Source organism: Burkholderia sp. EMB26, from assembly GCF_024730645.1.
GTDB lineage: Bacteria > Pseudomonadota > Gammaproteobacteria > Burkholderiales > Burkholderiaceae > Burkholderia > Burkholderia cenocepacia.
Window position 1 is genome coordinate 1202750 of the sequence record NZ_CP078071.1, and the last position, 24970, is coordinate 1227719.

Here is a 24970-nt window from a genome sequence, read left to right on the forward strand (position 1 = left end):
GGACAGCAGCCATGACCCACGATCAAGCGCGTGCACAGTTTCGCAACGCAATGGCCTCGCTCGGCGCGGCCGTCAACGTCATCACCACGGACGGCCCGCACGGGCGCTGCGGTATCACCGCAAGCGCCGTATGCTCCGTGACCGACACGCCACCAACGATGCTCGTCTGCATCAACCAGTCGAGTTATGTTCACGACGTACTGCTCGGCAATGGCCGCGCGTGCATCAATGTGCTGGGCGCGCACGCGCAAGCGCTGGCGCGTGTTTTCGCGGGCATGGACGGATGCTCGATGGAAGAGCGCTTTGCGCGCTGCGGCTCGCGCCCGGGCGCCCTGCAGCTCCCCGTGCTCGACGATGCGATCGCGAGTCTTGAAGGCCGCATCGTAGACAGCAAGCAGGTTGGCTCGCATTCGGTGCTTTTCGTACAGGTCGAACACATCGCCTCGCACGAAGACGGCGACGGCCTCGTGTACTTCGCCCGGCAGTTTCATCGGCTCGCGCGCGTGGCCGCTCCATGCGAGGTGGCGTGATCATGCAAGTCTGCCTGTTTCTGATCGGGGGGAGTGGACAGCCATCCCTGCTGGATGTCGCGCCCCTGCAGCGCATTGAAGGATTACGCGGCCTGGTCGTGCATGAACCGATAAGCCAACGGGTCGACCCGCGCATCGCACCAGCTGCCGATGCGCCGTCGAGCGTGCTGCAACTCTATTTCGACGAACTGGCGACGCTCGAGGCGGCCGCGGCCTGCGACGGTCCGATTCACCACGCTCTGCAGGCGCAATCGACAGTCGAGCACTTCACGCAGCAGGCCATGGCGGTACGCACCCTGGCACCATCCACGCCGGGAGGCGAAGCACGCGTGCAGCGGTGCACCTATCTCGTCGCTTACGACGGCCCGGCGGATGACTTCGACACATGGCTCGCGCATTACCTGCAGCATCACGCGCCGCTGATGTCGACCTTGCCCGCACTGCGCGAGCTGGAGATCTATACGCGCATCGACTGCACCATCGGCCTGCCGTGCGCGCGCGCGGAAGCGATGCAGCGCAACAAGGTCGTCTTCGACGATGCGTCGGCGCTCGCCGACGCGCTCGCGTCGCCGGTGCGCGACCTGATGCGCAGGGACTTCCACACCTTGCCGCCCTATCGAGGTGGTACGCCGCATTTTGCAATGCGCAGCACATACGGTAATCTCGCCACACATTGATGGCCGCATGGCGCGACCAGCGCTCGTTCGTGAGTCAACCCGTATGACGAAGCCCAACTCCGGTATCGCCGATCTGAACCTGCTGCGCGTGTTCCTTGCCATCTGGGATCTGCGCAGCCTGACCGCTGCCGGCGACCGTCTGGAATTGACCCAGCCCGCGGTGAGCCATGCCCTGCGGCGCTTGCGCACCATCTTCGACGATCCGCTTTTCGTGCGCACGCCCACCGGCATGGTGCCGACCGATGCCGCGCATCGGCTGTATCCGCCGCTCGCGCAGGCGTTGTCGATCATCAACGAGGCGGTCCAGCAACTCGCCAAGTTCGATCCCGCGACCGCCCGGCGCGTGTTTCGCATTTCGATGTCGGACATGTCGGAATTCTATTTTCTGCCGCCGCTGGTCGCGCTGCTGGAACGCGACGCGCACGGCATTCGAATCGAAGCGGTCAATGTTCCGGTGGAATCCGTCAGCGCCGCCATGCGCGCCGGCGAAATCGATCTGGCGCTCGGCTACGTGCCGGGCCTCGACGCGGGATGCGTCAGCGAGACCCTATTCGTCGACGAGCATGTCTGCGTGGTGCGCGCCAATCATCCGCTAGGCAAGGCGCGGCCGACACGCGACGATCTGACCGCCTTGCGCTACGTCTACGCGAGCACCAACGCCACGGGCCATCGCATGGTCGAGCAATGGCTCGACGAGCTGAACTTCAAACGCGATGTCGTGGTACGGCTGCCGCACTTCGTCGTGGCGCCCGAAATCGTGATGAACTCGGACCTGGCGGTGATCTTCCCCAAGAGCCTTGCGCAGCGCTTCAATCGCGGGAGGGCCTTTCGCATTCTGCCATTGCCATTCACCCTGCCGCCCATCGAGATCCAGGTGCACTCACACACGCAATTCACGAGCGACCCGGGCGTCGCATGGTTGCGCGACACGATCTATTCGATGTTTCGTCAACCCGACGGCTGACGCGCATTGGCTGCGTCGATATCAGGCCATCCTTTCGGCGAATTCGACCGCGCCGACTGTCACCTTGACACTGTTCGTCATGCGAAGGCGTTTGCGGCTCCTGCATGGTGGACGTCGTGAGCGGCGAGCCGGAACATCGCGATCAGGTCCGAGTCAAGCGGAACGCTCCAGCTCCGACCGGGATCACATCGTTTTGAAACTCGCGAGGGTGTCGGTCATCAGGCCGCGCATCCACGCGTTACCTTCATCGTCGTGAAAGTGTTCGTGCCAGTGCATCGTCACCGCGACTTTCGGCAATGGCACCGGCAGCGCGTAGATGTTGAACGCGTCGCCTTTGTTGAGAATACGCGCGAGTTTTTCCGGCAGCGTGGCGAACAGATCCGTGGCAGCCAGCACGCCGGGCGCCGCCACGAAATGCGGCAACACCAGCGCAATATTGCGCCCGACGCCCTGTGCGCGCAGGGCATCATCCAGCGCGTCATGGCTGTGTTCGAGCGAGCGAACCTGAACGTGCGACGCGGCAAGAAACTGCTCCAGTTTCAGTTTTTTGCCGTCGGGCAGATCGCCGCGTTTGCGCGTCATGCACACATACGATTCCTCGAAGAGCACGCAATGGCGCGTGCGCGGCAGTAGCGACGGCAGGTTGCCGATTGCGAAATCCAGCCGACTCGCGCGCAACGCTTCTTCGATTTCTTCGACCGGCAATGGCGCTACAACAAGTTTCACGCGCGGCGCGGCGTCATGCAGCACGGCGCAGATCGCTGGCAGATACGCCATCTCCCCCGCATCCGACAGCGACAGGCGAAATGTTCGCGTGCTGGTAGCCGGATCGAAGCGCTCGGCGTGACGCAACGCTTGCCGCACGGTGTCGAGCGCGCTCCCGACGATTTCGGCCAGCTCGAGTGCGACGGGCGTGGGCTGCATGCCCGTGCGGGTCCGGATGAATAGCGTGTCGTCGAACAAAGTGCGCAATCGCCCAAGCGAATAGCTGACCGCCGGTTGAGACAGTGCAAGACGCTCGCCCGCGCGCGTCAGACTGCGCTCTTCCACGATAGCCTGGAAAACGCGCAAAAGATTCAGATCGATATGGTCAATGGATGTCATGACGGACAGCTTGATACATGGGCCGAACTGATTTGACTGCGCGCGGTGAAGCGATTTGACGCATGGTCATCGAAAAGCGAGACCGGTGTCAACGAGAGGATTCGCCGAGCGCATCGCCAGGCTCGCGTGACTCGCCCGTCAACCCGAGCGGACATCATGTCAAAGAGAGTCGTGCTCGTGAGTGACGCGGGCTAACTCGCGGGCTTGCACAACGTCTCAGCGGGCTTCCGGCCTGATGACGGGACGCCCGCTTCGTCACGTCCGATCGGCATTGCTCACGGCGCACGTGCATGAACCCGATTCATGCCGGCCATTATTGGCCGGAATTTGACGGCACAAAGTCGTCCTTCGATACTCGATTCCGCTCTGCGCCGCAGCGCTCGCCGACACAAGAACCATGGTGACAATTAAAACGTTCCACGCTTGAACGATGGATTCAAGGAGAGATGACAGCCATGATTTCACGGAAACACAACCCGTTGAAAAAAGCCAAAGCCTGCGCTTCACCGAGGCACGATAGCGGAAGGCGTTTGCCCGTGCTGTTCGTTTCGTCAACGCTCGCCGTCTTGCTGTCAGGTTGCGGCGGCGACGGCTCCTCCGTCACTTCGGACCCCACGATCGCCGTGACCGCCGACGGCGCCGTACAAGGCACCCTGAACAACGGCGTGATCGCATTCAAGGGTATTCCGTTCGCGGCTCCGCCAGTCGGCGACTTGCGCTGGAGACCGCCGCAGCCCGTGGCCGCATGGAGCGGCGTGCGCCAGGCCACGTCTTTCGTTCACGACTGCATGCAGACGAGCGGCCCGAACGCGACGCTGACGGTCACACCGTCTGAAGATTGCCTGTACCTGAATGTATGGCGCCCGCAAAGCGGCAACGGCAAGAATCTGCCCGTCATGGTCTGGATTTACGGTGGTGCATACGTCATTGGCGGCACGTCGATGCCGACATATGACGGCACGCAGTTCGCCAGGCAAGGCGTCGTCATCGTCACCGTGAACTACCGTCTCGGCCGGTTCGGTTTCTTCGCACATCCGGCCGTGACGGCGGCCGCCGCGCAATCCGGCGAGATGTTGGCCAACTACGGCTACATGGATCAGATCGCCGCGCTCAAATGGGTACAGCGCAACATCGCGAACTTCGGCGGCGACCCGGCAAACGTCACGCTCTTCGGGGAATCCGCTGGAGGAGAATCGGTTCACAACCTGCTGACTTCACCACAGGCATCGGGACTGTTTGCAAAGGCGATCGTCGAGTCCGGCAATGGACGCGTCAACCAGTACTTCGGGCGCACGCTCTCTCGCAACGCGAAAACAGTCGGCGCGTCCGCGGAGGAACAGGGTTCCGCGTTTGCTGCAGGATTCGGCATCACCGGCAGCGACGCCCGTTCCTTGCACGCCTTGCGCGCGCTCTCGGCCGATCAGGTTCTCGACGGGCTGGACACTACGACGCTGAATACCGCACATAGCCTCGCGACGTTCTCCGGCAGTTCCATCATCGACGGCAAACTCGTGGTCGACGAACCCGAGAATCAGTACAAGGCCGGCCAGTTCGCGAAGGTTCCGCTCCTGCTCGGCGTCAACAATGCGGACCTCGGATTTGCCACGCGCGGACTCACGACCAAGGAGCAGGCCTATGCGATCTTCGGTCAGCAAAACCTGAGCGCGGCTGCCGCGGCGTTCGACCCGACGGGCACGGCGTCCGTTTCGACAGTGGAGAACCAGATCGCCCGTGTCATCACCATGGACGAACCCGCACGGTTCGTTGCACGAACCTTTACCGCGCGGGGTGTGCCGACTTATCTGTATCGCTTCTCGTACGTTGCCCAGTCGATACGCGGCAAGGTCAGCGGCGCGACGCATGCGGCCGAGATTCCCTATGTGTTCGACACGCTCTCCGCCGCGTACGGCACAGCCGTGGCCAGTCAGGACGAACAGGTCGCGCACGACATGATCGCCTACTGGACGGCATTCGCCAGAACGGGGAATCCTTCCGACGCCGGTCTGATTGCGTGGCCGATGTATAACGCCGATCTCGACAATCAACTGGCGTTCACGTCGGCGGGCACCTTGAGCGTTGACCAGCCGAATCCACTGAAAGCGCAGATCGATCTCGTCGAGCCGCTCAACGACACCGACCAAACAGCGAATCGTCAGTACCAACCGTAGCCGCACGACTCGCGGAAATGCGGGTCGATGGTCGCGGCCAGGCACCGGATGCGCCATCGACGTCCTGCATCATCCTGCGCATGATGTGTGGGTTCGGATTGACGGAACCAGTCAACCATGTCGGCCGTTGCGCGTCGACATCACCGGTCCGCGCGCAATTTATCGAACAACGCCCCGATGTGCTAGGACATATTCAGAATCTTCTCCGAACTCATGAATCGAAAGGCGTAGGCAGTCCCCATGCGACAAATGAACCCCGCACACGGATAGGGAAAGTGCGCTGGCAAAATCAGCGTATCCGTGTCGGCATGTGCGTCAAAGAACGCTCGCCTGGCTTGGCGGGACTGATCGGGATCGACACAAAACCTCGTGCTCCAGTCCGGATTTTCCAATTGAAGCGCTGTGTGAAACAGGTCGCCGGATATAATCGCCCGCCTCCGATTGCTTTCAATGCAAACGCCGACGTGCCCCGGTGTGTGTCCGGGCAGCGGAATGACGCGAATGGACGAATCGATGACATGCCGGGAGTCGATCATATCGGCGAGTCCAGCCTCGAAAAGCGGCATGACGCTGTCCCCGATGTAGTCGCCGGTCCTTTCCAGCGGTGATCTCGCCAGCTCGCTCGACCAAAACCCGAATTCCTCGCTGACAAACAGATAGCGCGCGTTGGGAAACGTGGGGCGCCACCAGCCGTCAGCGTAGTAGGTGTTACAGCCGACATGATCGACATGCAGATGCGTGGAAAGCACCAGGTCGACATCCTCGACGCGGATGCCCGCCGCCTGCAACCGGCTCAGCCAGCCGAAACGGGCTTCATTGAATTCGCCTCGCGCTCGGGCCTTGCAGTCCCCGACGCAAGTGTCGACCATCAGCGTCGTCCCCTCGCTTTCAATGAGAAAACCCTGGATAGCGATGACGAGCCGCCCGCTGCCGACGTCGTAGAGTTTGGGATCCGCGGTCGCGATGGATGCCGACACGGACCGCTCCGTCGCGTCGGGATAGAGTTCCTGCCATCGGAGGAGCGGCGCGACCGACTCGGCGATCACGGTCACTTTGACAGCACCGACATTCAATTGATAGACAAACGGCTGATGCTGACGGGAAGCCGACAAGGTTCGCATGTTGGTTCACCAGAATCGAGTCGCAGCCATTCGCTGCGACTGTCGAAGAAACACGAGGCAACGCCGCCCACGGCAGCTCAATGCGCGTCGCTCGTGATCGGCTGTTGGCGCTTTAACAGATCCAGCGCGACGTCGACGATCATGTCTTCCTGGCCGCCGACCATCTTCCGCCTGCCGAGTTCGACCAGAATGTCGACGGTCTTCAGCCCATATTTGCCGGCGGCAACTTCCGCATGACGCAGGAAGCTCGAATAAACGCCGGCGAAACCGAGCGCAAGCGTTTCGCGGTCGACGCGTACCGGCCGATCCTGAAGCGGTCGCACAAGATCGTCAGCCGCGTCCATGAGCCGGTACAAATCGCAGCCGTGATTCCAGCCCTGTCGCTGTGCCGCCGCAATGAACACTTCGAGCGGCGCATTGCCGGCGCCCGCACCCATGCCGGCCAAGCTCGCATCGATGCGATCGCACCCCTCCTCCACGGCAACCAGCGAGTTGGCCACGCCGAGGCTCAGGTTATGGTGTGCGTGCATCCCGGTTTGAGTGTCGGATTTCAACACCGCCTTAAGCGCGCGAAACCTGTCCCGTACCTCATTCATGCCGAGCGCACCACCCGAATCAACCACATAAACACAGGTGGCGCCGAACGTTTCCATCATCTTCGCCTGCTCAGCCAGCTTCTGCGGGGTGGTCATGTGGCTCATCATGAGGAACCCCACCGCATCCATACCCAGCTCACGAGCAAAATCGAGATGCTGGCGGGATACATCGGCTTCCGTGCAATGCGTAGCCACGCGTACGACCCGTGCGCCGGCATCGAACGCATGCCGGAGATCATGGGTCGTGCCGATGCCGGGAATCAGCAGCGTCGCGATCTTCGCCTTCTTGACGCTTTGCGCCGCCGCCGCAATCCATTCGACATCGGTGTGAGCGCCGAATCCGTAGTTGAAGCTCGATCCCTGGAGCCCGTCCCCATGAGCAACCTCGATGCTGTCGACGCCGGCATCGTCGAGCGCCGCGGCAATCGCCCTGACATGGTCGACGCTGTATTGATGACGGATCGCATGGCTGCCATCGCGCAACGTGACGTCCGAGATGTAAAGCTTCTTTTCTGCTGAAGTCATCGCGCCGTCTCCTTGAAGCCGCGAGCGATGCCGGCGGCCATCCGGCGCCGGGCCATCATGTCTCCGCACGCGAGTGCCGCCGACGTCATGATGTCGAGGTTGCCGGCATAGGAAGGCAAATAGTGGGCTGCGCCTTCCACTTCGAGAAATACCGAGGTTTTCAAGCCGTGCCGCGGCCCGATGCCCGGCACGTTGAGCGGCATGTCCGGCGGCACCGCGTCGAATTGAACCGACTGCTTCAGGCGGTAGCCCGGAACGTATTCCTGCACGCTGCTCACCATTTCGGCGATACTCGCCTCGATAGCCGCCGGCTCCGCGTTTTCCGACAGCACGAATACGGTGTCGCGCATGATCAACGGCGGCTCCGCGGGATTGAGAACGATGATCGCCTTACCGCGCTCGGCGCCGCCAAGCTTTTCAATCGCGGCTCGCGTCGTCTCGGTGAATTCGTCAATATTCGCGCGCGTTCCCGGCCCGGCGGACCGGCTGGAGATCGACGCGACGATCTCCGCATAGTGGACTTTGGCGATGCGTGAAACAGCGGCGACGATCGGAATGGTGGCCTGCCCGCCGCACGTGACCATATTCATGTTTGTCGCGTTTTCTTCTTCCAGATTGATCGATGGAATCACATACGGCCCGATCGCGGCAGGCGTGAGGTCAATCACCTGAACCCCATGCGCCTGCAGCAATTCATTGTGACGTCCGTGCGCGCCCGCTGACGTCGCATCGAAGACGATATCGATCTCCTTGAATACGTCCAGCCGTAGCAAGCCGTCGATTCCTTCTGCCGTCGTCGCGACATCCATGCGTGCCGCACGCGCCAACCCTTCCGAATTCGGATCGACGCCAACCATGGCACCCATTTTCAGATGCCTGCCGTTTCGCATTATCTTGATCATCAGATCGGTGCCGATATTGCCGGGACCGATGATGGCGACCTTCACCCTGTCATTCATGTGCGACTCCCAAATGTGACGGTACGGCCAACCGGACTGCGCTGTCCGCCGCTGATGCGGACGGCAACGAGCCTGCCGCACCCGTGATGCTCGAATCGTCTATCCGCGAGCGTGTGCGCCCGCAATCGCGACGCAGGCGCCTTCAGCGCTTCGCGCCGAAGTTGGCGCCCCCCATCCTGCCTTCCGGAAAACATGACCGGTACCTTTGCGTCGAGAAGACCTGCGCCGCGTTACTTCCTGGTGTAGAAGCACGCGCTGCCCAATTGTTCGATATCGACCGACACGTGCTGTCCGGGCCTGATCCATTCGGCCGGAGTCGCACCGCCGGCCATCACGATCCAGCCAGCCTGCAAAGGTTCGCCCGCTCGAGCTGAAAGCCGAGCGGCGGCTACGAGCGAACGCAACGGATGGCCCAGCAACGCCGCGGTCGATCCAACCTGCACGGCACGTCCATCGATATTCAGCGTGAGGCCGAGATTCGAAACGTCGACACGAGGATCGCACCAGGGACCGAGGACGAAGCCGCTCGACGACGCGTTGTCCGCTATCACTTCCGGCAACGTGAACTTGAAGTCCTTGTAGCGAGAGTCGATGATCTCGAGCGCAGGCGCGATGGCCTCGACAGCGGCCAACGCTTGCGGCCCCGTCACGTCGCCGTCGAGCGATCGCTTCAGAACAAACGCAATTTCGGGCTCGACGCGCGGATGCACGAATCGCGCGACATCGATCGCCGTGCCTTCCTCGATCTGCATGTCGGCCGTCAAACGTCCCCAGATCACGTCTGACAGACCCATTTGAAGCATCTTCGCGCGGCTGGTAAAGCCCATCTTGACACCCACGCGTCGATGGCCGCGTTCGACACGGCGTTGTATCGACGCTGCCTGAATCGCATAAGCCATATCGAGCGGGAGCTGGCTTTCCGGGTCGAATTGGGCCACTTCGGTCGCATGGACTGCTGCCTCGTCGAGCAGCCTGGCGTATTCCATGGTGGTGATCATTGGCGTGCCTCGCTTCAATCGTGGTCAAAAACCGCACGGACGGAGCCGAGCCCGTTGATGCGCGTCTCGAATACGTCGCCGGGGCTGACGGCAACCATCGGACCCAAGGCGCCGGACAAGACCAGGTCGCCGGCCTTGAGCGGCGTGCCGAGCGCATGCATCGTTCGCGCGAGCCATACGACAGCGTTGAGCGGGTTGCCCAGACATGCGGCTCCCGCGCCCACCGATACGAGTTCCCCGCACCGCTCCATCGCCATGCCGCAAAGACGCAGGTCGATACCCGACAGCTGGCGCGGACGGGAGCCCAGCACGTACGCGCACGACGATGCGTTATCGGCGATCGTGTCGGCGATGCGAATATCCCAGTCGGCGATGCGGCTGCCGACAATTTCAAGTGCCGGCAGCGCGTACTCGATGGCACCGAGCACATCCACGTGGCCTGGATCGCTTACCACGATATCGCGACCGATGACGAATGCGATTTCGGCTTCGATTTTCGGCTGGGTAAGGATTTCAGCCGGAATGGGTTCGCCGTCGCCGTAGCCCATGTGATCAAACAACATGCCGAAGTCCGGCTGATCGACCCCGAGCTGCTTCTGCACCGCCACGGAGGTCAGGCCGATCTTGCAACCAACGAGGCGCCGACCATCCGCCAGATGCTGGTCCGTGTTGATCCGCTGAATCGCATACGCGTCGGCGATGCTCAGTTGCTCGTATGTCTCGCGCAACGGCGCGATGTATTTGCGTGTCTTTGCCGCGTCACGCAGCGCGGCCGCCGCCTCTTGAATTCGCATGGCTTTCATGGACCTCTCAGCTGTCAGTGCCTAATAGAAGATCTGCTTGAGCGCGGCACCCGGGCTCTCGGCGCGAAGCAGCGCTTCGCCGACGAGGAAATGCTCCACGCCTGCTGAACGAAGCCTTCGTGCATCGTCCGCATTCCGAATTCCAGACTCCGAAATGACCATCCTGTCGCCGGGGATGAGCCGGCGCATCGCGACGGTTGTTTCGATATTCGTTGCGAAAGTCGCAAGATCGCGGTTGTTCACGCCGATCAGCGGGGTCTTCAACGTGAGTGCCGCGTCGAGCTCATGAGCGCCGTGAATCTCTACGATCACTGCCATGCCCAGTTCGGACGCGAGGCATTCGAGTTCCCGCATCGCGCCGCCATCGAGGACCGCCGCTATGAGCAAGATGCAATCGGCCCCCATCGCACGCGCCTCCCAAACCTGATAGGCGTCCACGATGAAATCCTTGCGAAGCACCGGCACGCTTGACGCATCGCGCGCAGCGCGAAGATCCGATGCACTTCCGTGGAAGAACACCTGATCGGTGAGCACGGAGAGGCAGGCGGCGCCGGCTTCCTCGTACGATGCCGCGATAGCCGCAGGGTCGAAGTCCGGCCGCAAAATCCCCTCGGACGGGCTCGCCTTCTTCACCTCGGCGATGACGCCGGTCAAGCCTTGCCTGGCCTTGTTGCGAAGCGCGGCGATAAAATCCCTTGAGTCGACAGTCGCCGCGATCTCGCGAAGCTCGGCTTGCGGCATGCACTCGGCTGCCAGCCGGACTTCACGAGTCTTGCGATCGACAATCCGGTCGAGAATCGTATTCATCCTGTTGTCCAAATCATTGCCGGGACCGTTATGGCCCAGCGCTCAATCAGCCTGATCCCGACTCAAAACTTGTGACGCACCCCTACCACCACGGCCGTTTGCGCATTCGTGCTCGATTTTGAAGAGAGGAACAACACGGCGGGGGCGTTGGATCCGGAGGCACGGATGTAGTTGACGTACGCATAGACGTCCGTTCGCTTCGAAAGGAAATAGTCGACGCTCACTTGTCCCTGGTTCCAGTGCGGATTCGAGACGACGCCACCGTAGCTGCCGTGCGTGTACAGGTAGGCAGCCGAGGCGAACAAGGCTGGCGTCAGCTTGTACACGCCGACGACGCTAAGGTTGTCCAGATGCAGGCTCGTGCTATCGAGATAGTTGTAGCGCACGTCGGAAACGATGGCGCCGAGGCTGAGTTTTTCGGACTCGTACTCGGCCCCCCCGGCAATCACGCGCTGTTTCCGTACGCCCACCGACGAACTGAGCGGGCTGGTATGGAACAGCTGGAACGGAGCACCTGCGTAGTCGTCGCTCACCGCGCCATTTGGATTGCCCGTGCCCGGATGGTCGATTTCGACGTAGACCAGCGCATATCGTTGCGTATGCTGGTCGAAATTGACGCCTGCGCTGAACGCACGGTTCTGCTGGAAGCTGCCGGCCTTGTTGCTGAACGCGTACAGGGATTCGAATCCGAAGCCGCCCCAGACCGGGCTCGTATACTTGACGGCGTTGCTGTAGCGGAAGTTGCCTTCGATATTGTCGTTGCTGCCGACACTGACGCCAAGGCCTGGACCCATGGCCTGTGGTTCGATACGATCCAGGTAATCCCACAGCACGTCGTACTGTCGACCGAAAGTAATTTTCCCGTACGTCGGACTCGACAGCCCGACAAACGCCTGCCGCCCGAACATCCGGCCGCCTTGCCCCAGTTTGCCGCTGTTGCTATCGAAGCCGTTCTCCAGGACTCCGATAGCGGACAGACCGCCGCCCAGATCTTCGGTCAATCTGAATCCCAGGCGATTGTTCTGATTGGCTCCGCTAATCATTGTCCAGTTGCTGTGCCCGCCCTGATTGCTGACATAACCGAGCCCGTTCGAGATGATTCCGTATAGGGTCACCGAGCTTTGCGCCGATGCCGAGGTTGACGCAACCGCCATAACCGCCAGTAGTCCTGACTTTAGTTTCATGATGGAACCCGTGTGGTTGATGCGCCGCCACGCGGCGCGATTTTCCTTCTAAAACCAGGCTCGACCAGCGGATCCTGCTGCGCCCGCGATTACGCGCCCCGCTGTCTACGGAACCTCAGATCGGCTTGCCTTCGCTCGACGCCCACTTCGTCATCAGCTCGTTGCTCGGCAATGTCTCGTCTATCAATTTCTTCGCGGTACGGATGCCGGCAACCGGCAGTCCCGTGGGATCCAGAACACCGATCTGGACGAGCACCGAAGCCTGGTCCCAGTAAATGTGCTCGTTGTACAGCTTGTCGCCACGGAAGCAGATGACTGCCAGCATCGGAATCTCGATGTACTTGCCGGTCGGCGCGAGTCCGGGCAGCATCCAGTCGATCTCGCGGTCGTGGGTGGCACAGAAAATGAATTCATCGACGATACGGTCCGCGCCGATGGTGCGCGAGATCGGAATGAAATGCGTGTCCTTCGGATTGGCGTGAACGAAGTGATACTTGTAGAACCGTTTGAGATCGTCGTAGCCAACGCCTCCCGTCATGGTCGGCACATGGTTGACGTATGGCGCGGGAACCATGGTCGGCAAGATCGAATCGACGTCGCGCGAATCGAATTCGTGATAGCAGTGCAGCTCCCACAGCGCGTTCAGGTCATAGACGGGTCCGAGCACTTTACGCAACAGCGCGATGGTACGCGAATAAGCCATCATCGCCGCCGGCTTGTCGAAATGCTCGCGTTTCGGGGTCGCGAAAGCGTGATCGCACCCGGGATACACGTATTGCTCGACCGCAGGCAGCGCGGAAAGCGCCGACTGGATCGGCTCGCGTGTTGCCTCGGGGCACAGCGCGTCTTCACCGGCGAAATGAAAAACCATCGGGCATCGAATCGACGGCACCTCTTCCAGATATGCATCGAGCCCCACACCGTAGTAACTCACGGCGCAGTCGATGTCCGTGCGAGCGGCCGCCAGCATCGCGAGTTTGCCGCCCAGGCAATAGCCGACGGCGCCGACCTTTCCGGCGTGCTGCTCGAGCGAGCGGAGGGTCTTGATCGTCGATGCGATGTCGGTGATTGCCCTGTCGACATCGAACTCGTCGTTATATCGCAGCGCCGTGGCGAAGTCCTCGCCGGTGTAGCCGAGGTCGACACCATGCTTCATGCGCCAGAACAGATCGGGCACCAGCACGACATACCCTTCCTCGGCAAACCGATCGGCCGTTTCCTTCATGTAGTCGTTGATGCCGAAGATTTCCTGCAACAGGACCAAGCCGGGGCCGGAACCTTGTCGGGGCCGCGCGAGGTACGCGGAAAAGGCTTCGCCATTGCCGGCGTCAATGTCAATGTATTCACCGTTCATCATCTCTTCGTCCTTTGCTCAATGCAATGTCGTTGCGATTCTCGGAGTCGCTCAAGGCGTCAAAAGGCGCGCGTGCAGCGCCTGGCGATCCGCGGCGAGTCCCTGCGCGATTTCTTGTGCCATCGCGCCCATGTAGACCTCGTCCGCTCCGCCTTCCAATGCGGCCAGCACGGCGTCGACTGCTTCTCGGACCGCAATCTTCGGAGGGGGAACGTTCCGGCTCATTTCCGTGTCGATCGGTCCGGGCAGCACGGAGATGACCCGAACGCGATGCGGCGCGAGTTCGGCGCGTGCGCCTTCCGTCATTCGAAGCGCCGCAGCCTTCGATGCACTCAACGACGCCATGGACGGCAGCGCGACGCGCGCGAGTATCGAAAGAACGTTGATGATGGCGCCGCCATTCGATTTGAGTGCCGGTGAAAATGCACGCATCATGTTCAACGTCCCGAAGTAGTTCACTTCCATTTCGGCACGCGCCGCTTCCGGGTCATGCGCTTCCAGTACCGGTTGCATCCGGTTCAGCCCCGCGTTGTTGATCAGGAGCGTGATGTCCTTGGCACGCGACGCCGCCCTCGCCACCTGCTCGACGTTCGTGATGTCTATTTCAACCGGCACGACGCGCGGACCAACGTCCGAAAGACATTCCTTTTTCCGGACGCCCGCATAGACCTTGCGCGCGCCCCGCTCCAGCAACGCTTCAAGCAAGCCCGCACCTAGCCCACGGTCGGCACCCGTCACACATGCCACGCAGCCTTCAATTTGCATGACGACCTCCCGAACCGGGCTCGGGCGCCAGATTGAAAAAGCGTTGCGCATTCACGCCGAGGATTTTCTCCTTCGCCGCGTCGCTCAATTGCGGATGATTCGCAACCAGATCGCCCACGACCTTCTCTCCGAGCGGGAACGGATAGTCCGAGCCGAGCAACACGCGGTCTTCGCCCATCGTCTCCACGAGCAACTGCAACGCACCATCGCTGAAAACGGCGCTATCGACATGGAAACGATCGACATACGAAGCGGGTGGATTCGGACAATTCTCGCGTACGATGTCTCGTTGCTCCCACGCGTTCTGCACGCGCCCCAACAGGAACGCAAAGCTGCCGCCGCCATGGGCGAAGCAAAGTTTGAGCGTCCTGGGAATGCGCTCGAACGCGCCCGAGAGAATCAGCGACACGATGCTCAACTGTGTTTCGGCCGGCATGGCGACCAGCCAGGGCAACATCCACTTTTTCATGCGGCCATCCGTCATCATGTCCCACGGATGCACCAGAACCGGTATGTCGTCATGTGCGCAATGCGTAAGAAACGTCACCAGTTGATCGTCGTCGAGATCGCGCGGGCCCAGGTGATTGCCGATCTGCACGCCACGATGACCGGCACGGCGCGCACGCGAAGCTTCCCGACAGGCCAGTTCGACGTCCTGCAGCGGCACTTGAGCCAGCGGCATCAGGCGCTGCGGTGCGTGCGAGCAAAATTCCAGCGCGCGATCGTTCATTCGCGTGGCCCATTCATGCGCCGCGACCGCGTCGTACCGGTAGCCGAACATCACGGGCGTCGCGCACATCAGCTGGATGTCCACGCCGCATCGATCCATTTCGGCAATGCGCGTGGCAGGGTCCCACAACGCACGATAGACGGGCCGGAAATCACGCTCTCCGGTCATGATCGTCCCGGTGGCGCCGTCCGGATCGACCCGGAGCCACGGCGCATGCTCGGGATCGAGCGTTCTTGCTTCTTCCCGCGTAATACGCGGAAAAAAGTGGGAATGCATATCGATTCGCACTGTCATGTTGGTTCGCTTTGGACAGGTTCGGTTAATCGGTTCGGCCCTGCTTGCCCGGATGGACGACGCCGCAGCGTGGGCAGCGGCGCTTCTCTTCCGATTCGTAAAAGGCATCGAAGAGCGGCGGCAGATCGTTGACGATGCTCTTGAGCTGCAGTTCGACGCGATGAACGCGCTCTCCGCATGCATCGCAATACCACTCGAATCCGTCCACGGTGCCTTCCGGACGTTGGCGCTCTATCACGAGGCATGCGCTACCCGACTCCGGCCGCTGCGGCGAGTGACGTACGTGCGGCGGCAACAAGAACACATCGCCTTCCTTCAGTTCAACGCGCTCGCGCTTGCCGTCGATCCAGAGATTCAGGTATGCGTTGCCGCGCAGTTGATAGAAAAACTCTTCGAGCGGATCGTCGTGGTAATCGGTTCGACGATTCGGCCCGCCCACCACCGTGACGATGAAATCGCTGTCTTGCCATACCTGCTGGTTGCCAACCGGCGGCTTCAACAGATGCACGTGTTCGTCGATCCAACGTTGAAAGTTGAATGGCTTTCCATAACTCAGCATGCTCGTCTCACTCAAAGTGATCGGTATGTCGATCCTGCGGTTCGCATTTCAGCGCGCGGGTACGTATGCAACTGCCTTCATCTCGATGAGCAGGTGCGGATGAGGTAACTGATGAACGGCGACAGTCGTTCGTGCGGGCCCCGACTCGTCGAAATACTCCGCGTACACTTCGTTGTAGCCACCAAAATCGCTCATGTTCACGAGGAACGCCGAGATTTCGACGAGATTCGACAGGTCCGCGCCCTCGCTTTTCAGTATGTCGCGCATGTTTTCGATGACGGCGCGCGTCTGTCGGCGAATATCGAGCGCGGCAGTGCCGAATTCGTCGGCTGACGCGCCATCTATCGTGTTGTCCGGGCGTCGTGAACTGGTGCCGGAGACGAACAGAAAATCGCCGGCTCGCGTGATATGCGGGAAGCGCCCACGCGGCGTGGCCTTGCCCGGCACGACACGCGCTGAAGTCGTCGGATTCATGCAATCCTCACGCAAACGTTCGTCAATTCGGAATAGAAGTCGAGCGAATGGCGGCCCCCCTCGCGTCCCAGTCCTGACAGTTTGGTGCCACCGAAGGGTGTGCGCAGATCGCGCACGAACCACGCATTGACCCACACGATGCCCGTCTCGATCTGCTTCGCGACGCGATGGCCGCGCGCAAGCTGCGTCGTCCAGATGCTTGCGGCAAGACCATAAGCACTGTCGTTGACGCGCTTCACGACCTCCGCTTCGTCGTCGAACGGCGCGATGTGGCACACCGGTCCGAAAATCTCTTCCCGTACGCATCGGGCGGAATCCGGCAAGCCCGTCCAGATCGTCGGCATCACAAACGCGCCGTCGTCCCGTGCATCGCCGAAGCTCGGGGCGCCACCACCGGTCACGACCGTCGCGCCTTCTTCGACGGCAAGACGAAAATACGACAGCACCTTGTCGCGATGGCCGCGCGAAATGAGCGGTCCCATCGTCGTGGCGGGATCTTCCGGCGCGCCAACGCGCAATGCTTGCGCCTGTTCCTTGAGCGCCGCGACGAAGCGCTCGAAGATCGGCCGCTCCACATACACCCGCTCACTGCACAGGCAGACCTGGCCGGCGTTCGTGAAACTGGACCGAAGGACGCCGGCAACCGCGGCATCGAAGTCCGCGTCCGCGAACACGACGGCCGCGTTCTTGCCGCCCAGCTCGAACGAAACCTCTTTCACGCCGTCCGCAACGGCCTTCATGATCGTGCTGCCGGTGCGCGACTCGCCCGTGAACGTGATTGCACTGATATCCGGATGACGCGTCAGGAATTCGCCGGCCGCGTTCTGGCCGTGCCCATGAATCAGATTGAAGACGCCGGGTGGCAAGCCGACGTCGTGCATGACTTCGGCGAGCAACGTTGCGGAGCTGGGTGTCTCCTCGGAGGGCTTGGCGACCACACAGTTGCCCATTGCCAGCGCCGGCGCCACCTTCCACGTGAACAACAGCAGAGGCAGGTTCCACGGCGATATGATGCCGATCACGCCGAGCGGCTTGCGCGTCACGTAGTTGATCAGCTCGCTGCCGTCCGCCGCATGCGTTTCGAAGTACTCACCGCTCGCGGTGCGGACAAGGTCGGCAAAGGTCCGGAAATTGGCAATGCCACGTGCGATGTCGAGGGTGCGGGCCTGCGCGACAGGCCGACCGGTATCGGCGACTTCCGCCGCCACGAATTCGTCGAAGCGGGCCTCGATGCCGTCCGCGATCTTATGCAGCCATGCCGCCCGTTGCGCGGGCGTCGTGTCGCGCCAGCCGGCCTTCTGCGCCGCGTGAGCCGCCTGTACGGCGCTATCCACGAGCGCCGCATCTGCTTCGCAAACGTCGGCAAGCTTGCGACCGTCGACCGGACTGAGGTTTGGAAAGGTTGTGCCGCTCGCCACAAACTCACCGTTGATGTAATGGCGCAACAACTGCCGGTCGCGCGAGGTCGAATTCAATTGAGTTGTCACACCCTTCTCCTGCTTGATTAATTTTGCCGTTCCGTGCACATGTCCGAGCGCGCATGGATCCTGACGCCTTCCCGCCGGCGCCACCGGCATCGTTCAACGAACCGATTTCCACCTGGGTCACGCGACGGGCAGCGCAAGAACACCGTTCTGTTCGTCGACTGCAAGGCGGACGCAGTCGCCAGTCCGCACCGCGCATTCGAGTCGCGCGATGACGGTCGGGCCAGCATCCGTCGTCACGCTTGCAAGAAGCACGTCGCCGCCGTCTTGCGCGCCGACGCGCCGGCGCACGGTCGTCAATTCGCCGACGCGGCCGTGTTCGACCACTCGCTCGCGCCAATCGGCGCCGCCGCATTCGAAACAGAAATAGCGCGCAGGAAACACCGTCGAACCGCACTGCGTGCACTGGAATACCTCGAGTTTCATTGCACACCCCGCTCAACCGCTTCCAGCACGACGGCATTCGCACACATGCCGTAGCGATACTCGACCATTCCATAGCCACTCACGACCGCGAGCCGAGCATTCGGCACCTGCCGCTCCCCCGCACGTCCGCGCAACTGGGTCAACGCCTCCACGAGCCCATGCATGCCGCCCGCGGCTCCCGCCTGCCCGGCGGACAGTTGACCACCGGATGTATTCACCGGCAGGGCGCGCGATTCGACGCGCGCGATCATTGCGCGCAAGTCGCCGTCGGGCGCGAAGCCGAGATCGTCCAGTTGCGCAATCGCCATCACGGGATAGTCGTCGTAGACCGAAACCATGTCGATGTCGTCGGGCGCGACACCTGCCTGTCGCCACAATTCGCCGGCAATCGCGGACAATGAAGTCCGAGTGCCATCCCCCGTCTGGTGATCGCTGTTGTAGCGGCATTGCAAGGAGCGCACACGGACGTTCCTGGCCTGACGCACGAGATCGGCGCGCGCGATGATCACGGCATTGGCGCCGCTCACAACGGGGACGCAATCGAATCGTCCCAACGGATCGGCGATGATCGGTGCTTCGAGATAGTCTTCGATCGTCAGCGGCGTTCGATAGACTGCGTTCGGGTTCAGCGCCGCCCACGCCCGTTGCGCCACGCACAGCGCCCCATAGTCGCGGCGGGTCAGGTCGTGACGCTTCGCGTGACGTTGCGTGAGCATCGCGAACAGTCCGTTCGGTCCACCGAGGTCGAGCGGCCGTAACCAGGTGCGCGTCGTCAGGTTGTAGTGATCGACCAGTTGCTTGAAGTCAGCCGGCTCGAATCGATCGCCGGACACCAGCGCAATCACGTTCGCGTCGCCATGCTGAATCGCGCGTATCGCGTGCTGCAGCATGTTGATGGCGCTTGCTCCACCGTGACAATCGTCCATGCTCCAGCGCGGGCTCAGCCCGAGCCGCCACGCGAGGTCGATGGCATGGTCCGGAGCCAGCGTAAAAGACGCGACGCCGAGTCCGTCGACGTCCTTCGCCGAGAACCCCGACTCGTCGAGGGCAGCGGCGAACGCCCGGGCAAGCAGGTCGCCAGTGGAATCCGACGGAGCGTGTCGCCTATACGGTACTTCCACCCCGGCTGTCAGCAGGACTTCGTCGCATTTCTCGAGTGTCATATTCGATCTCCTTGAGCGCGACGATCAACGCTCGCGACGGGCAACCGTCTCGTGGGTGAACAACAGCGAGATCACGGTGATCATCCCGAGGGCCGCCATCAGCAATGCCACCGGCCAGGCTGCGTGGTAGTGCGCAAGCAGCGCCGTCGCCAGCATCGGTGACAAGCCGCCTGCGAAGACCGACGAGACCTCGTGACCGAGCGCCATACCCGAGTAACGCACTTCCGTGCTGAACAGCTCGCCCATCAACGCGGGTTGCGTGCCGAGCATCGCGCCGTGACACACGGCATTACCGAGCAGGAAGGCCAGCCAGATGAGCGCCGGGACCTTCGTATCGAGGAGCCAGAAAAACGGAAACGCGATGATCACGACGCCGACAGCGCCGATCATGTACACGGGCTTGCGGCCCAACCGGTCGGACAGGCGGCCCCACAACATCAGCGTGACCAGTTCCACGGCCATCGAGACGATCACGCCAGCGAGCATGATCTGGTTCGGTACGCCGATGAATTTCCCATAAACGAGCGCAAACGCAATGACGATGTATGAAGCGCCGTTTTCCGCCACGCGCAGCCCCATTGCCATCAGCACTTCCTTCGGATGCTTGCGGATCACGTCGAGTACCGGCATCCGGGCTCTTCTTCCCTCGGCCTCGGCCTTCGCGAATTCGGCGCTTTCAGGCAACTTCGAACGGATATAAACGCCCACTCCGAAAATCGCGATCGACAGCAAGAACGGAATCCGCCAGCCCCACGACATGAACGCGTCCTTCGGCAACATCTGCACGAGGAAGAAAACACTAGCCGACAGCACGAAACCGCCGCCGACGCCGATCTGGCTCATGGACGCGTAAAATCCGCGCCGTTCAGGCGGCGCAGACTCGCTGATCATCAGCACTGCGCCACCCCATTCCCCGCCAGCCGCGACGCCTTGCAATATGCGCAGGACCATCAGCAGCACCGGTGCCCACAGCCCGACCTGCGGGTAAGTCGGCAGGAAGCCGATCAGGAACGTCGCACCGCCCATGATCGACAGGGTCCACACGAGCGCACTCTTTCGACCATAGCGGTCGCCGATATGCCCAAACAGCGCGCCACCCAACGGACGAGCGGCGAACCCGACGGAGAAGCCCGCGAATGCGACAAGCGTGCCCACGAGCGGATCGGTTCCTTTCGGAAAGAACAGCTCGCCAAAAACGAGCGCTGCGGCAGTGCTATACAGGAAAAAGTCATACCACTCGAGCGCGTTCCCCGCGACGGACGCGAACACGATTCGCCGCAGGGACCTTTCGTCGACAGAGACCGCTGCGGGCTCGGGCGCCACTTGAGGGGGCGTGCTCGCGGCAGAAAACGTTCTCATGCTGGCCATGGGAGGCTCCATGTGTACATTCGAGATGTACTGATTGCTGCTGTCTCAGTTGCCAAGCGTCGACGAATCGCCCTGTCGCGAACTTGTCCGCCGCGCCTTCCGGAAAATAGTGACCGTCGCGTCATCGACGCTTGAGCTGGTATCCAGACATTTCCAGATCCCACGTCGTGGCAGTCACGCCGGTCTCCCGTAACTTGAACTTCTGGATCTTTCCGTTTTCCGTCTTCGGCAGTTCTTGCTGGAAGTCCAGATAGCGCGGCACGGCGAAGTATGGCAATCGCGGTTCGCAGTAGCGGATCAGATCGAGTGGCTCCAACGCCTCGCCGTCTCGCAGGCCGATGACTGCCATCACCTCGTCTTCAGCGAGCGTCGACTTCACGGCAAACACCGCTGCCGTCTCGACCGAAGGATGGCTCAACAGCACTTGCTCGACCTCATATGACGAGATGTTCTCGCCGCGGCGGCGGATCGCATCCTTCTGACGATCGACGAAACGGAAATAGCCGTCGGCCTCGCGTATGACGCGGTCACCCGTGTGAAACCACAGATTGCGCCAGGCCTTCACCGTTTCGGCCGCCATGCCCAGATAGCCGTTCGCAAAGGAAAACGGCTCGTTGGCGCGCAGGATCAGTTCGCCCGGCTGGCCGTCAGGTACCGGCCGATCGTGCTCGTCGACGACACGCGCTTCGAAGCCTCGAGCCAGCCGGCCCATATATCCCGGGCGTCGAGCGCTCGCGACGCCGCCGATCACTGCATTGGTTTCCGTCGAGCCGTACCCGTCGATCAGGGCAATGCCGCAGCGAGCCGTGAATTCTTCCTGGAAATGTCCCGGCACGCCCGGCGCGAGCGCGACGCGTACCCGATGTCCACGCTCGCTCGCAGTTGCCGGCCTGCCCAGCAGAATGGGCACCATCGCACCGAGAACGAACGTAACGGTTGCTTGCGTGGCCACCAACGCGTCGAAGAAGCCGCTCGCGGAGAAACGCCGGCCCACGACGAGTTGAGCATCGTGCAACATGGCCTGGAAAAAGCTGTTGAGTGCGTTTGTATGAAACAGCGGCAAGCACGTGTACAGAACGTCGCCTGCGACAACGCCGAGATCATGCGCCGTGTTGTATCCCCACCAGTAGAACTGGGCATGCGGACAGATCACCCCTTTGGACAACCCCGACGTACCGGAGGTATAGAGCACGGCAAAAGCATCGCCGTCTTGGACGTTCGCGGCCGGAACCGACTCTGCTGCCGGGGGGAGCGGTGTCGTGCTGTAACGGGGCGCAAGCGAATTCGCCACCGGTTCGTCGATCAGCCAGATGTGCTCGAGGGGAAGATCTCGCGCGTCGAGCGCGTGCACGACGTCTACAAGATGCGCTTCGGCGACCAGCAAGCGCGCGCCCGAGTTACGCAGGATATGCTCGAGTTGCGGACCGCGCGAGGCGGTGTTGATCGGCACGACCACCGCGCCGAGCCAGCCGCAGCCGAGGACGACTTCCATGAATTCGGCACGGTTTCCGCAGAGCAATGCGACGCGATCACCGCGCTTGATGCCATGCGCGGCCAGTGTACCGGCTCGGCGCGCCGCGATCTCGATGGCATCGGCGCCGCTCCATACCGTGGTTCCGTCCGAAAATAGCGGTCCCTCGGCGTTTCGGGCAACGCGCGCTGCCAGCAAGGCCGGCAGCGTGCGCGACGAAACAACCGCTGGTTCGTCTGCACGCTGTTCGACGATCGTATCTGTCAGTTCCATAAACACTGGCCTCTCCTATGTGTGAGGCCAGTCTAGGTTCCGCTAAGATATCGGTCAAATCGATCAATTTTAGGGTGTACATAGACGTGATCAATTTCCATAGCATCGATCTCAACCTGCTGCGCGTGTTCCAGGTGATTCTCGAAGAGCGCAGCCTCACGCGTGCAGCGCAGCGGCTGCACTTGTCACAGCCCACGATCAGTTATTCGCTGGGACGTCTGCGCTCGCTGTTCGACGATCCTCTTTTCGTTCGCACGCCGGATGGAATGTTGCCCACGGCGACCGCGGAAAGATTGGCTGTCCCGCTCAGCAACGCCATCGCGTCGATCCGCGAAGCCTTGCGGCAAAGCGAAGAGTTCGACCCTGCGACGAGTACGCGCGAGTTTCGCCTGGCAATGTCCGACATTGGGGAACACGTTTTCTTGCCGCGCATTTGCGAGAAATTGCAACGCGTTGCACCGGAGGTGCGGCTAGCGGCCGAGCAAGTGCCGCTGCGCGAGGTCGAGGAGAAACTGCGACTTGGGCAGATCGATCTCGCTATCGGCAACCTTCCGTCGCTCATGCCGGTCACAAACCACGCGCTGTTGTTTCGCGACGAGTTCGTGTGCATGACGCGAAAACGCGCCGGGCTACCGGCCCGGAAGTTGTCACGACAGAAGTTTCTGGAATTTCTGCATGTGAGCGTCACAACCAGCGACAGCAGCCATCTTGCGATCGACGATATTTTGCGCACGCAGGGTTTGCACCGGCGTATTGCATTACGCGTACCCCATTTCACGGTTGTTCCACAGATTCTGCAGCGCACGGACTGGATGGTGACGCTCCATAAAGGCGCGGCGCTCATGTTCAATGAAACGGGCCAGTTCTCGATCTATCCGATACCGGCGGAAATTCCCGACATTGAATCCACCGTTCATTGGCATCGCAACTTCGACAATGACGAAGGAATCTGTTGGCTCCGCGAGCTCGTCATCGAGACACTGCATCGCGGTTGACTCCGCATCGAAATTGTTCGTCGCTTCAGCCGGGTCGACCACCCGCGTCATTGCCGCGATAGCCAGCTGGGCCAGGCGCTGATCGAGTCATTTCGTCCCGGGATATCACCCCGATTCCTCCCACACATTGCTGTTCCGAACCCGGCTACCACCGTACGGACAACGGATGTGAACTTTTTGCCGGCGCCTCGTCGGATATATGGCGTTACACAAGACACGCCGGCTTCCGCTCAAGCACATTCGCCCGGGTGGCGGAAATCGCGCTACTCTCGTTCACGCATCCAGTTTGTCCTGAATTCATCGATGTTCTGTCTCGCGGCCGCCGGCGCGCACCGCCAAGGCCGCGGGCCGACCCACCGCGTATCGACACGAGGAGGCACACCCGGCATGACCACCCCATTCAGGCTGGGCGACCACGTCCGCTGGAATTCCGAGGCCGGCTACGTGACCGGCACGATCATCGCGATCCATACCGCCGACTTCGACTACAAGGGGCATCGCCATCGCGCGTCGCCCGACGATCCGCAGTACGAGATCAAGAGCGACCGGACCGACCACATCGCCGCGCATCGCGGCCGCGTGCTCGAACGCATCGCCGGCAAGGACGACGTATGACGCTCCCGTTCTACACGATCGGCCATTCGAACCGCACGCTCGACGCATTCGTCGACCTGCTCGATGCGGTCGAGATCACGCTGCTCGCGGACATCCGCAAGATGACGCGTTCGCGCACCAATCCGCAATTCAACGAAGCGACGCTGCCGGACGCGCTCGCCGCCGCCGACATCGCGTACGAACACATCGCCGAGCTCGGCGGCCTGCGCGGCAAGTCGCGCGGCGTACCCGACGACGTCAACGGTTTCTGGACCAACCGCAGCTTTCACCGCTACGCGGACTATGCGCTGTCGCCGGCGTTTCATGCGGGCCTCGACCGGCTGGTCGCGCACGGGCACGAGCAGCGCTGCGCGATCATGTGTTCGGAAGCCGTGTGGTGGCGCTGCCACCGGCGCATCGTGTCCGACTACCTGATCGCGCGCGGCGAAACGGTGCTGCACATCATGGGCCGCAACCGCGTGGAGCCCGCGCGGCTCACGGCCGGTGCCGTGATCCGGGACGACGGCACGATCGTGTATCCGGATGCCGAACGCAGCGACTCGGCGTCGCACCCATGATCGTGC

The 24970-nt window shown here is 61.8% G+C and carries 25 protein-coding genes and 1 pseudogene; 8 read left to right on the forward strand and 18 right to left on the reverse strand.

Going from position 1 to position 24970, the window contains the following annotated elements:
- Positions 1–11: 11 nt before the first annotated feature.
- The 4 genes and pseudogenes from KU887_RS22255 to KU887_RS34660 form a co-directional block, all read left to right on the forward strand.
- The gene (locus KU887_RS22255) at positions 12–530 is read left to right on the forward strand and encodes a flavin reductase (RefSeq protein ID WP_006490344.1); all 519 of its coding nucleotides are present in this window, start codon (positions 12–14) and stop codon (positions 528–530) included.
- A gap of 2 nt (positions 531–532) precedes the next feature.
- Complete coding sequence (locus KU887_RS22260; RefSeq protein WP_258258147.1) at positions 533–1207, forward strand: ethyl tert-butyl ether degradation protein EthD; 675 nt, start codon at positions 533–535, stop codon at positions 1205–1207.
- Between the two features lie 43 nt (positions 1208–1250).
- Positions 1251–2171, forward strand: a complete 921-nt coding sequence (locus KU887_RS22265; RefSeq protein WP_048989380.1) for a LysR family transcriptional regulator — start codon at positions 1251–1253, stop codon at positions 2169–2171.
- Between the two features lie 74 nt (positions 2172–2245).
- A pseudogene (locus tag KU887_RS34660) lies at positions 2246–2427 on the forward strand (2Fe-2S iron-sulfur cluster-binding protein); the annotation flags it as partial.
- Here KU887_RS34660 and KU887_RS22270 read toward each other — a convergent pair.
- Positions 2355–3275 (reverse strand): LysR family transcriptional regulator, encoded by a 921-nt coding sequence (locus tag KU887_RS22270; RefSeq protein WP_105866345.1) that lies wholly within the window; start codon positions 3273–3275, stop codon positions 2355–2357. The pseudogene KU887_RS34660 and the gene KU887_RS22270 sit on opposite strands and share 73 nt — an antisense overlap.
- A gap of 446 nt (positions 3276–3721) precedes the next feature.
- On the opposite strand from KU887_RS22270, the gene KU887_RS22275 reads away from it, so the two are divergent.
- Positions 3722–5443, forward strand: a complete 1722-nt coding sequence (locus KU887_RS22275) for a carboxylesterase/lipase family protein (protein WP_258258148.1) — start codon at positions 3722–3724, stop codon at positions 5441–5443.
- Between the two features lie 182 nt (positions 5444–5625).
- Here the strand turns inward: KU887_RS22275 and KU887_RS22280 are convergent, their stop codons facing one another.
- From KU887_RS22280 to KU887_RS22360, 17 genes are all read right to left on the reverse strand, one after another.
- Positions 5626–6564, reverse strand: a complete 939-nt coding sequence (locus KU887_RS22280; protein WP_006490346.1) for an MBL fold metallo-hydrolase — start codon at positions 6562–6564, stop codon at positions 5626–5628.
- Between the two features lie 77 nt (positions 6565–6641).
- A complete protein-coding gene (dmpG, locus tag KU887_RS22285) occupies positions 6642–7685 on the reverse strand; it encodes a 4-hydroxy-2-oxovalerate aldolase (protein WP_006498893.1) in 1044 nt (347 codons plus the stop codon).
- Positions 7682–8644, reverse strand: a complete 963-nt coding sequence (locus KU887_RS22290; protein ID WP_006490293.1) for an acetaldehyde dehydrogenase (acetylating) — start codon at positions 8642–8644, stop codon at positions 7682–7684. Before KU887_RS22290 ends, dmpG begins: the two co-directional genes overlap by 4 nt.
- 230 nt (positions 8645–8874) lie before the next feature.
- The gene (locus KU887_RS22295; RefSeq protein WP_006498891.1) at positions 8875–9642 is read right to left on the reverse strand and encodes a 2-keto-4-pentenoate hydratase; all 768 of its coding nucleotides are present in this window, start codon (positions 9640–9642) and stop codon (positions 8875–8877) included.
- Positions 9643–9656: 14 nt separating this feature from the next.
- On the reverse strand, positions 9657–10436 hold the full coding sequence (gene mhpD, locus KU887_RS22300; RefSeq protein WP_006490369.1) for a 2-keto-4-pentenoate hydratase: 780 nt from the start codon (positions 10434–10436) through the stop codon (positions 9657–9659).
- Positions 10437–10466: 30 nt separating this feature from the next.
- Entirely contained in the window at positions 10467–11252 is a 786-nt protein-coding gene (gene trpC, locus KU887_RS22305; RefSeq protein ID WP_258258159.1) for an indole-3-glycerol phosphate synthase TrpC, read from the reverse strand.
- A gap of 62 nt (positions 11253–11314) precedes the next feature.
- On the reverse strand, positions 11315–12406 hold the full coding sequence (locus KU887_RS22310; RefSeq protein WP_006498889.1) for a porin: 1092 nt from the start codon (positions 12404–12406) through the stop codon (positions 11315–11317).
- Between the two features lie 145 nt (positions 12407–12551).
- Positions 12552–13790: a dienelactone hydrolase family protein gene (locus KU887_RS22315; protein WP_006490332.1), complete on the reverse strand. Its 1239-nt coding sequence runs from the start codon at positions 13788–13790 to the stop codon at positions 12552–12554.
- A gap of 51 nt (positions 13791–13841) precedes the next feature.
- A complete protein-coding gene (locus tag KU887_RS22320) occupies positions 13842–14555 on the reverse strand; it encodes an SDR family NAD(P)-dependent oxidoreductase (protein WP_006490321.1) in 714 nt (237 codons plus the stop codon).
- Positions 14545–15579: an amidohydrolase family protein gene (locus KU887_RS22325; protein WP_006490340.1), complete on the reverse strand. Its 1035-nt coding sequence runs from the start codon at positions 15577–15579 to the stop codon at positions 14545–14547. Before KU887_RS22325 ends, KU887_RS22320 begins: the two co-directional genes overlap by 11 nt.
- 25 nt (positions 15580–15604) lie before the next feature.
- The gene (locus tag KU887_RS22330) at positions 15605–16138 is read right to left on the reverse strand and encodes a 3-hydroxyanthranilate 3,4-dioxygenase (protein WP_006490322.1); all 534 of its coding nucleotides are present in this window, start codon (positions 16136–16138) and stop codon (positions 15605–15607) included.
- Positions 16139–16186: 48 nt separating this feature from the next.
- The gene (locus tag KU887_RS22335; protein WP_006490306.1) at positions 16187–16612 is read right to left on the reverse strand and encodes a RidA family protein; all 426 of its coding nucleotides are present in this window, start codon (positions 16610–16612) and stop codon (positions 16187–16189) included.
- A complete protein-coding gene (locus KU887_RS22340) occupies positions 16609–18099 on the reverse strand; it encodes a 2-hydroxymuconic semialdehyde dehydrogenase (RefSeq protein ID WP_006490292.1) in 1491 nt (496 codons plus the stop codon). Before KU887_RS22340 ends, KU887_RS22335 begins: the two co-directional genes overlap by 4 nt.
- 117 nt (positions 18100–18216) lie before the next feature.
- A complete protein-coding gene (locus KU887_RS22345) occupies positions 18217–18522 on the reverse strand; it encodes a zinc ribbon domain-containing protein (RefSeq protein WP_006493869.1) in 306 nt (101 codons plus the stop codon).
- A complete protein-coding gene (locus KU887_RS22350; protein ID WP_006490253.1) occupies positions 18519–19685 on the reverse strand; it encodes a thiolase family protein in 1167 nt (388 codons plus the stop codon). Before KU887_RS22350 ends, KU887_RS22345 begins: the two co-directional genes overlap by 4 nt.
- A gap of 24 nt (positions 19686–19709) precedes the next feature.
- Positions 19710–21065, reverse strand: coding sequence for an MFS transporter (locus KU887_RS22355; protein WP_006490302.1), 1356 nt, complete (start codon positions 21063–21065; stop codon positions 19710–19712).
- A 109-nt stretch (positions 21066–21174) separates the two neighbouring features.
- Positions 21175–22797 carry an ATP-dependent acyl-CoA ligase gene (locus KU887_RS22360; protein WP_006490266.1) on the reverse strand — a complete coding sequence of 541 codons (1623 nt, stop codon included), beginning with the start codon at positions 22795–22797 and terminating at the stop codon, positions 21175–21177.
- 86 nt (positions 22798–22883) lie between these two features.
- Here KU887_RS22360 and KU887_RS22365 point away from each other — a divergent pair, with 86 nt between their 5' ends.
- The 3 genes from KU887_RS22365 to KU887_RS22375 all read left to right on the forward strand — a co-directional run bounded on the left by KU887_RS22365 (position 22884) and on the right by KU887_RS22375 (position 24964).
- The gene (locus KU887_RS22365) at positions 22884–23792 is read left to right on the forward strand and encodes a LysR family transcriptional regulator (RefSeq protein WP_006490331.1); all 909 of its coding nucleotides are present in this window, start codon (positions 22884–22886) and stop codon (positions 23790–23792) included.
- A 387-nt stretch (positions 23793–24179) separates the two neighbouring features.
- Positions 24180–24407, forward strand: coding sequence for a DUF2945 domain-containing protein (locus KU887_RS22370; protein WP_124634094.1), 228 nt, complete (start codon positions 24180–24182; stop codon positions 24405–24407).
- Positions 24404–24964, forward strand: coding sequence for a DUF488 family protein (locus KU887_RS22375; RefSeq protein WP_258258166.1), 561 nt, complete (start codon positions 24404–24406; stop codon positions 24962–24964). The genes KU887_RS22370 and KU887_RS22375 overlap by 4 nt, the downstream gene beginning before the upstream one ends.
- Positions 24965–24970 lie beyond the last annotated feature (6 nt).

Excerpts from the sequence above, each read along its gene's own strand:
- KU887_RS22355 (WP_006490302.1), bottom strand. The coding sequence starts at position 21,065 with ATGGAGCCTCCCATGGCCAGCATGAGAACGTTTTCTGCCGCGAGCACG.
- KU887_RS22325 (WP_006490340.1), bottom strand. The coding sequence starts at position 15,579 with ATGACAGTGCGAATCGATATGCATTCCCACTTTTTTCCGCGTATTACG.
- KU887_RS22320 (WP_006490321.1), bottom strand. The coding sequence starts at position 14,555 with ATGCAAATTGAAGGCTGCGTGGCATGTGTGACGGGTGCCGACCGTGGG.
- trpC (WP_258258159.1), bottom strand. The coding sequence starts at position 11,252 with ATGAATACGATTCTCGACCGGATTGTCGATCGCAAGACTCGTGAAGTC.
- KU887_RS22275 (WP_258258148.1), top strand. The coding sequence starts at position 3,722 with ATGACAGCCATGATTTCACGGAAACACAACCCGTTGAAAAAAGCCAAA.
- KU887_RS22370 (WP_124634094.1), top strand. The coding sequence starts at position 24,180 with ATGACCACCCCATTCAGGCTGGGCGACCACGTCCGCTGGAATTCCGAG.
- dmpG (WP_006498893.1), bottom strand. The coding sequence starts at position 7,685 with ATGACTTCAGCAGAAAAGAAGCTTTACATCTCGGACGTCACGTTGCGC.
- KU887_RS22360 (WP_006490266.1), bottom strand. The coding sequence starts at position 22,797 with ATGGAACTGACAGATACGATCGTCGAACAGCGTGCAGACGAACCAGCG.
- KU887_RS22310 (WP_006498889.1), bottom strand. The coding sequence starts at position 12,406 with ATGGCGGTTGCGTCAACCTCGGCATCGGCGCAAAGCTCGGTGACCCTA.
- KU887_RS22330 (WP_006490322.1), bottom strand. The coding sequence starts at position 16,138 with ATGCTGAGTTATGGAAAGCCATTCAACTTTCAACGTTGGATCGACGAA.
- KU887_RS22255 (WP_006490344.1), top strand. The coding sequence starts at position 12 with ATGACCCACGATCAAGCGCGTGCACAGTTTCGCAACGCAATGGCCTCG.
- KU887_RS22375 (WP_258258166.1), top strand. The coding sequence starts at position 24,404 with ATGACGCTCCCGTTCTACACGATCGGCCATTCGAACCGCACGCTCGAC.
- KU887_RS22280 (WP_006490346.1), bottom strand. The coding sequence starts at position 6,564 with ATGCGAACCTTGTCGGCTTCCCGTCAGCATCAGCCGTTTGTCTATCAA.
- KU887_RS22270 (WP_105866345.1), bottom strand. The coding sequence starts at position 3,275 with ATGACATCCATTGACCATATCGATCTGAATCTTTTGCGCGTTTTCCAG.
- KU887_RS22335 (WP_006490306.1), bottom strand. The coding sequence starts at position 16,612 with ATGAATCCGACGACTTCAGCGCGTGTCGTGCCGGGCAAGGCCACGCCG.
- mhpD (WP_006490369.1), bottom strand. The coding sequence starts at position 10,436 with ATGCGAATTCAAGAGGCGGCGGCCGCGCTGCGTGACGCGGCAAAGACA.
- KU887_RS22260 (WP_258258147.1), top strand. The coding sequence starts at position 533 with ATGCAAGTCTGCCTGTTTCTGATCGGGGGGAGTGGACAGCCATCCCTG.
- KU887_RS22345 (WP_006493869.1), bottom strand. The coding sequence starts at position 18,522 with ATGAAACTCGAGGTATTCCAGTGCACGCAGTGCGGTTCGACGGTGTTT.
- KU887_RS22265 (WP_048989380.1), top strand. The coding sequence starts at position 1,251 with ATGACGAAGCCCAACTCCGGTATCGCCGATCTGAACCTGCTGCGCGTG.
- KU887_RS22290 (WP_006490293.1), bottom strand. The coding sequence starts at position 8,644 with ATGAATGACAGGGTGAAGGTCGCCATCATCGGTCCCGGCAATATCGGC.
- KU887_RS22295 (WP_006498891.1), bottom strand. The coding sequence starts at position 9,642 with ATGATCACCACCATGGAATACGCCAGGCTGCTCGACGAGGCAGCAGTC.
- KU887_RS22315 (WP_006490332.1), bottom strand. The coding sequence starts at position 13,790 with ATGAACGGTGAATACATTGACATTGACGCCGGCAATGGCGAAGCCTTT.
- KU887_RS22350 (WP_006490253.1), bottom strand. The coding sequence starts at position 19,685 with ATGACACTCGAGAAATGCGACGAAGTCCTGCTGACAGCCGGGGTGGAA.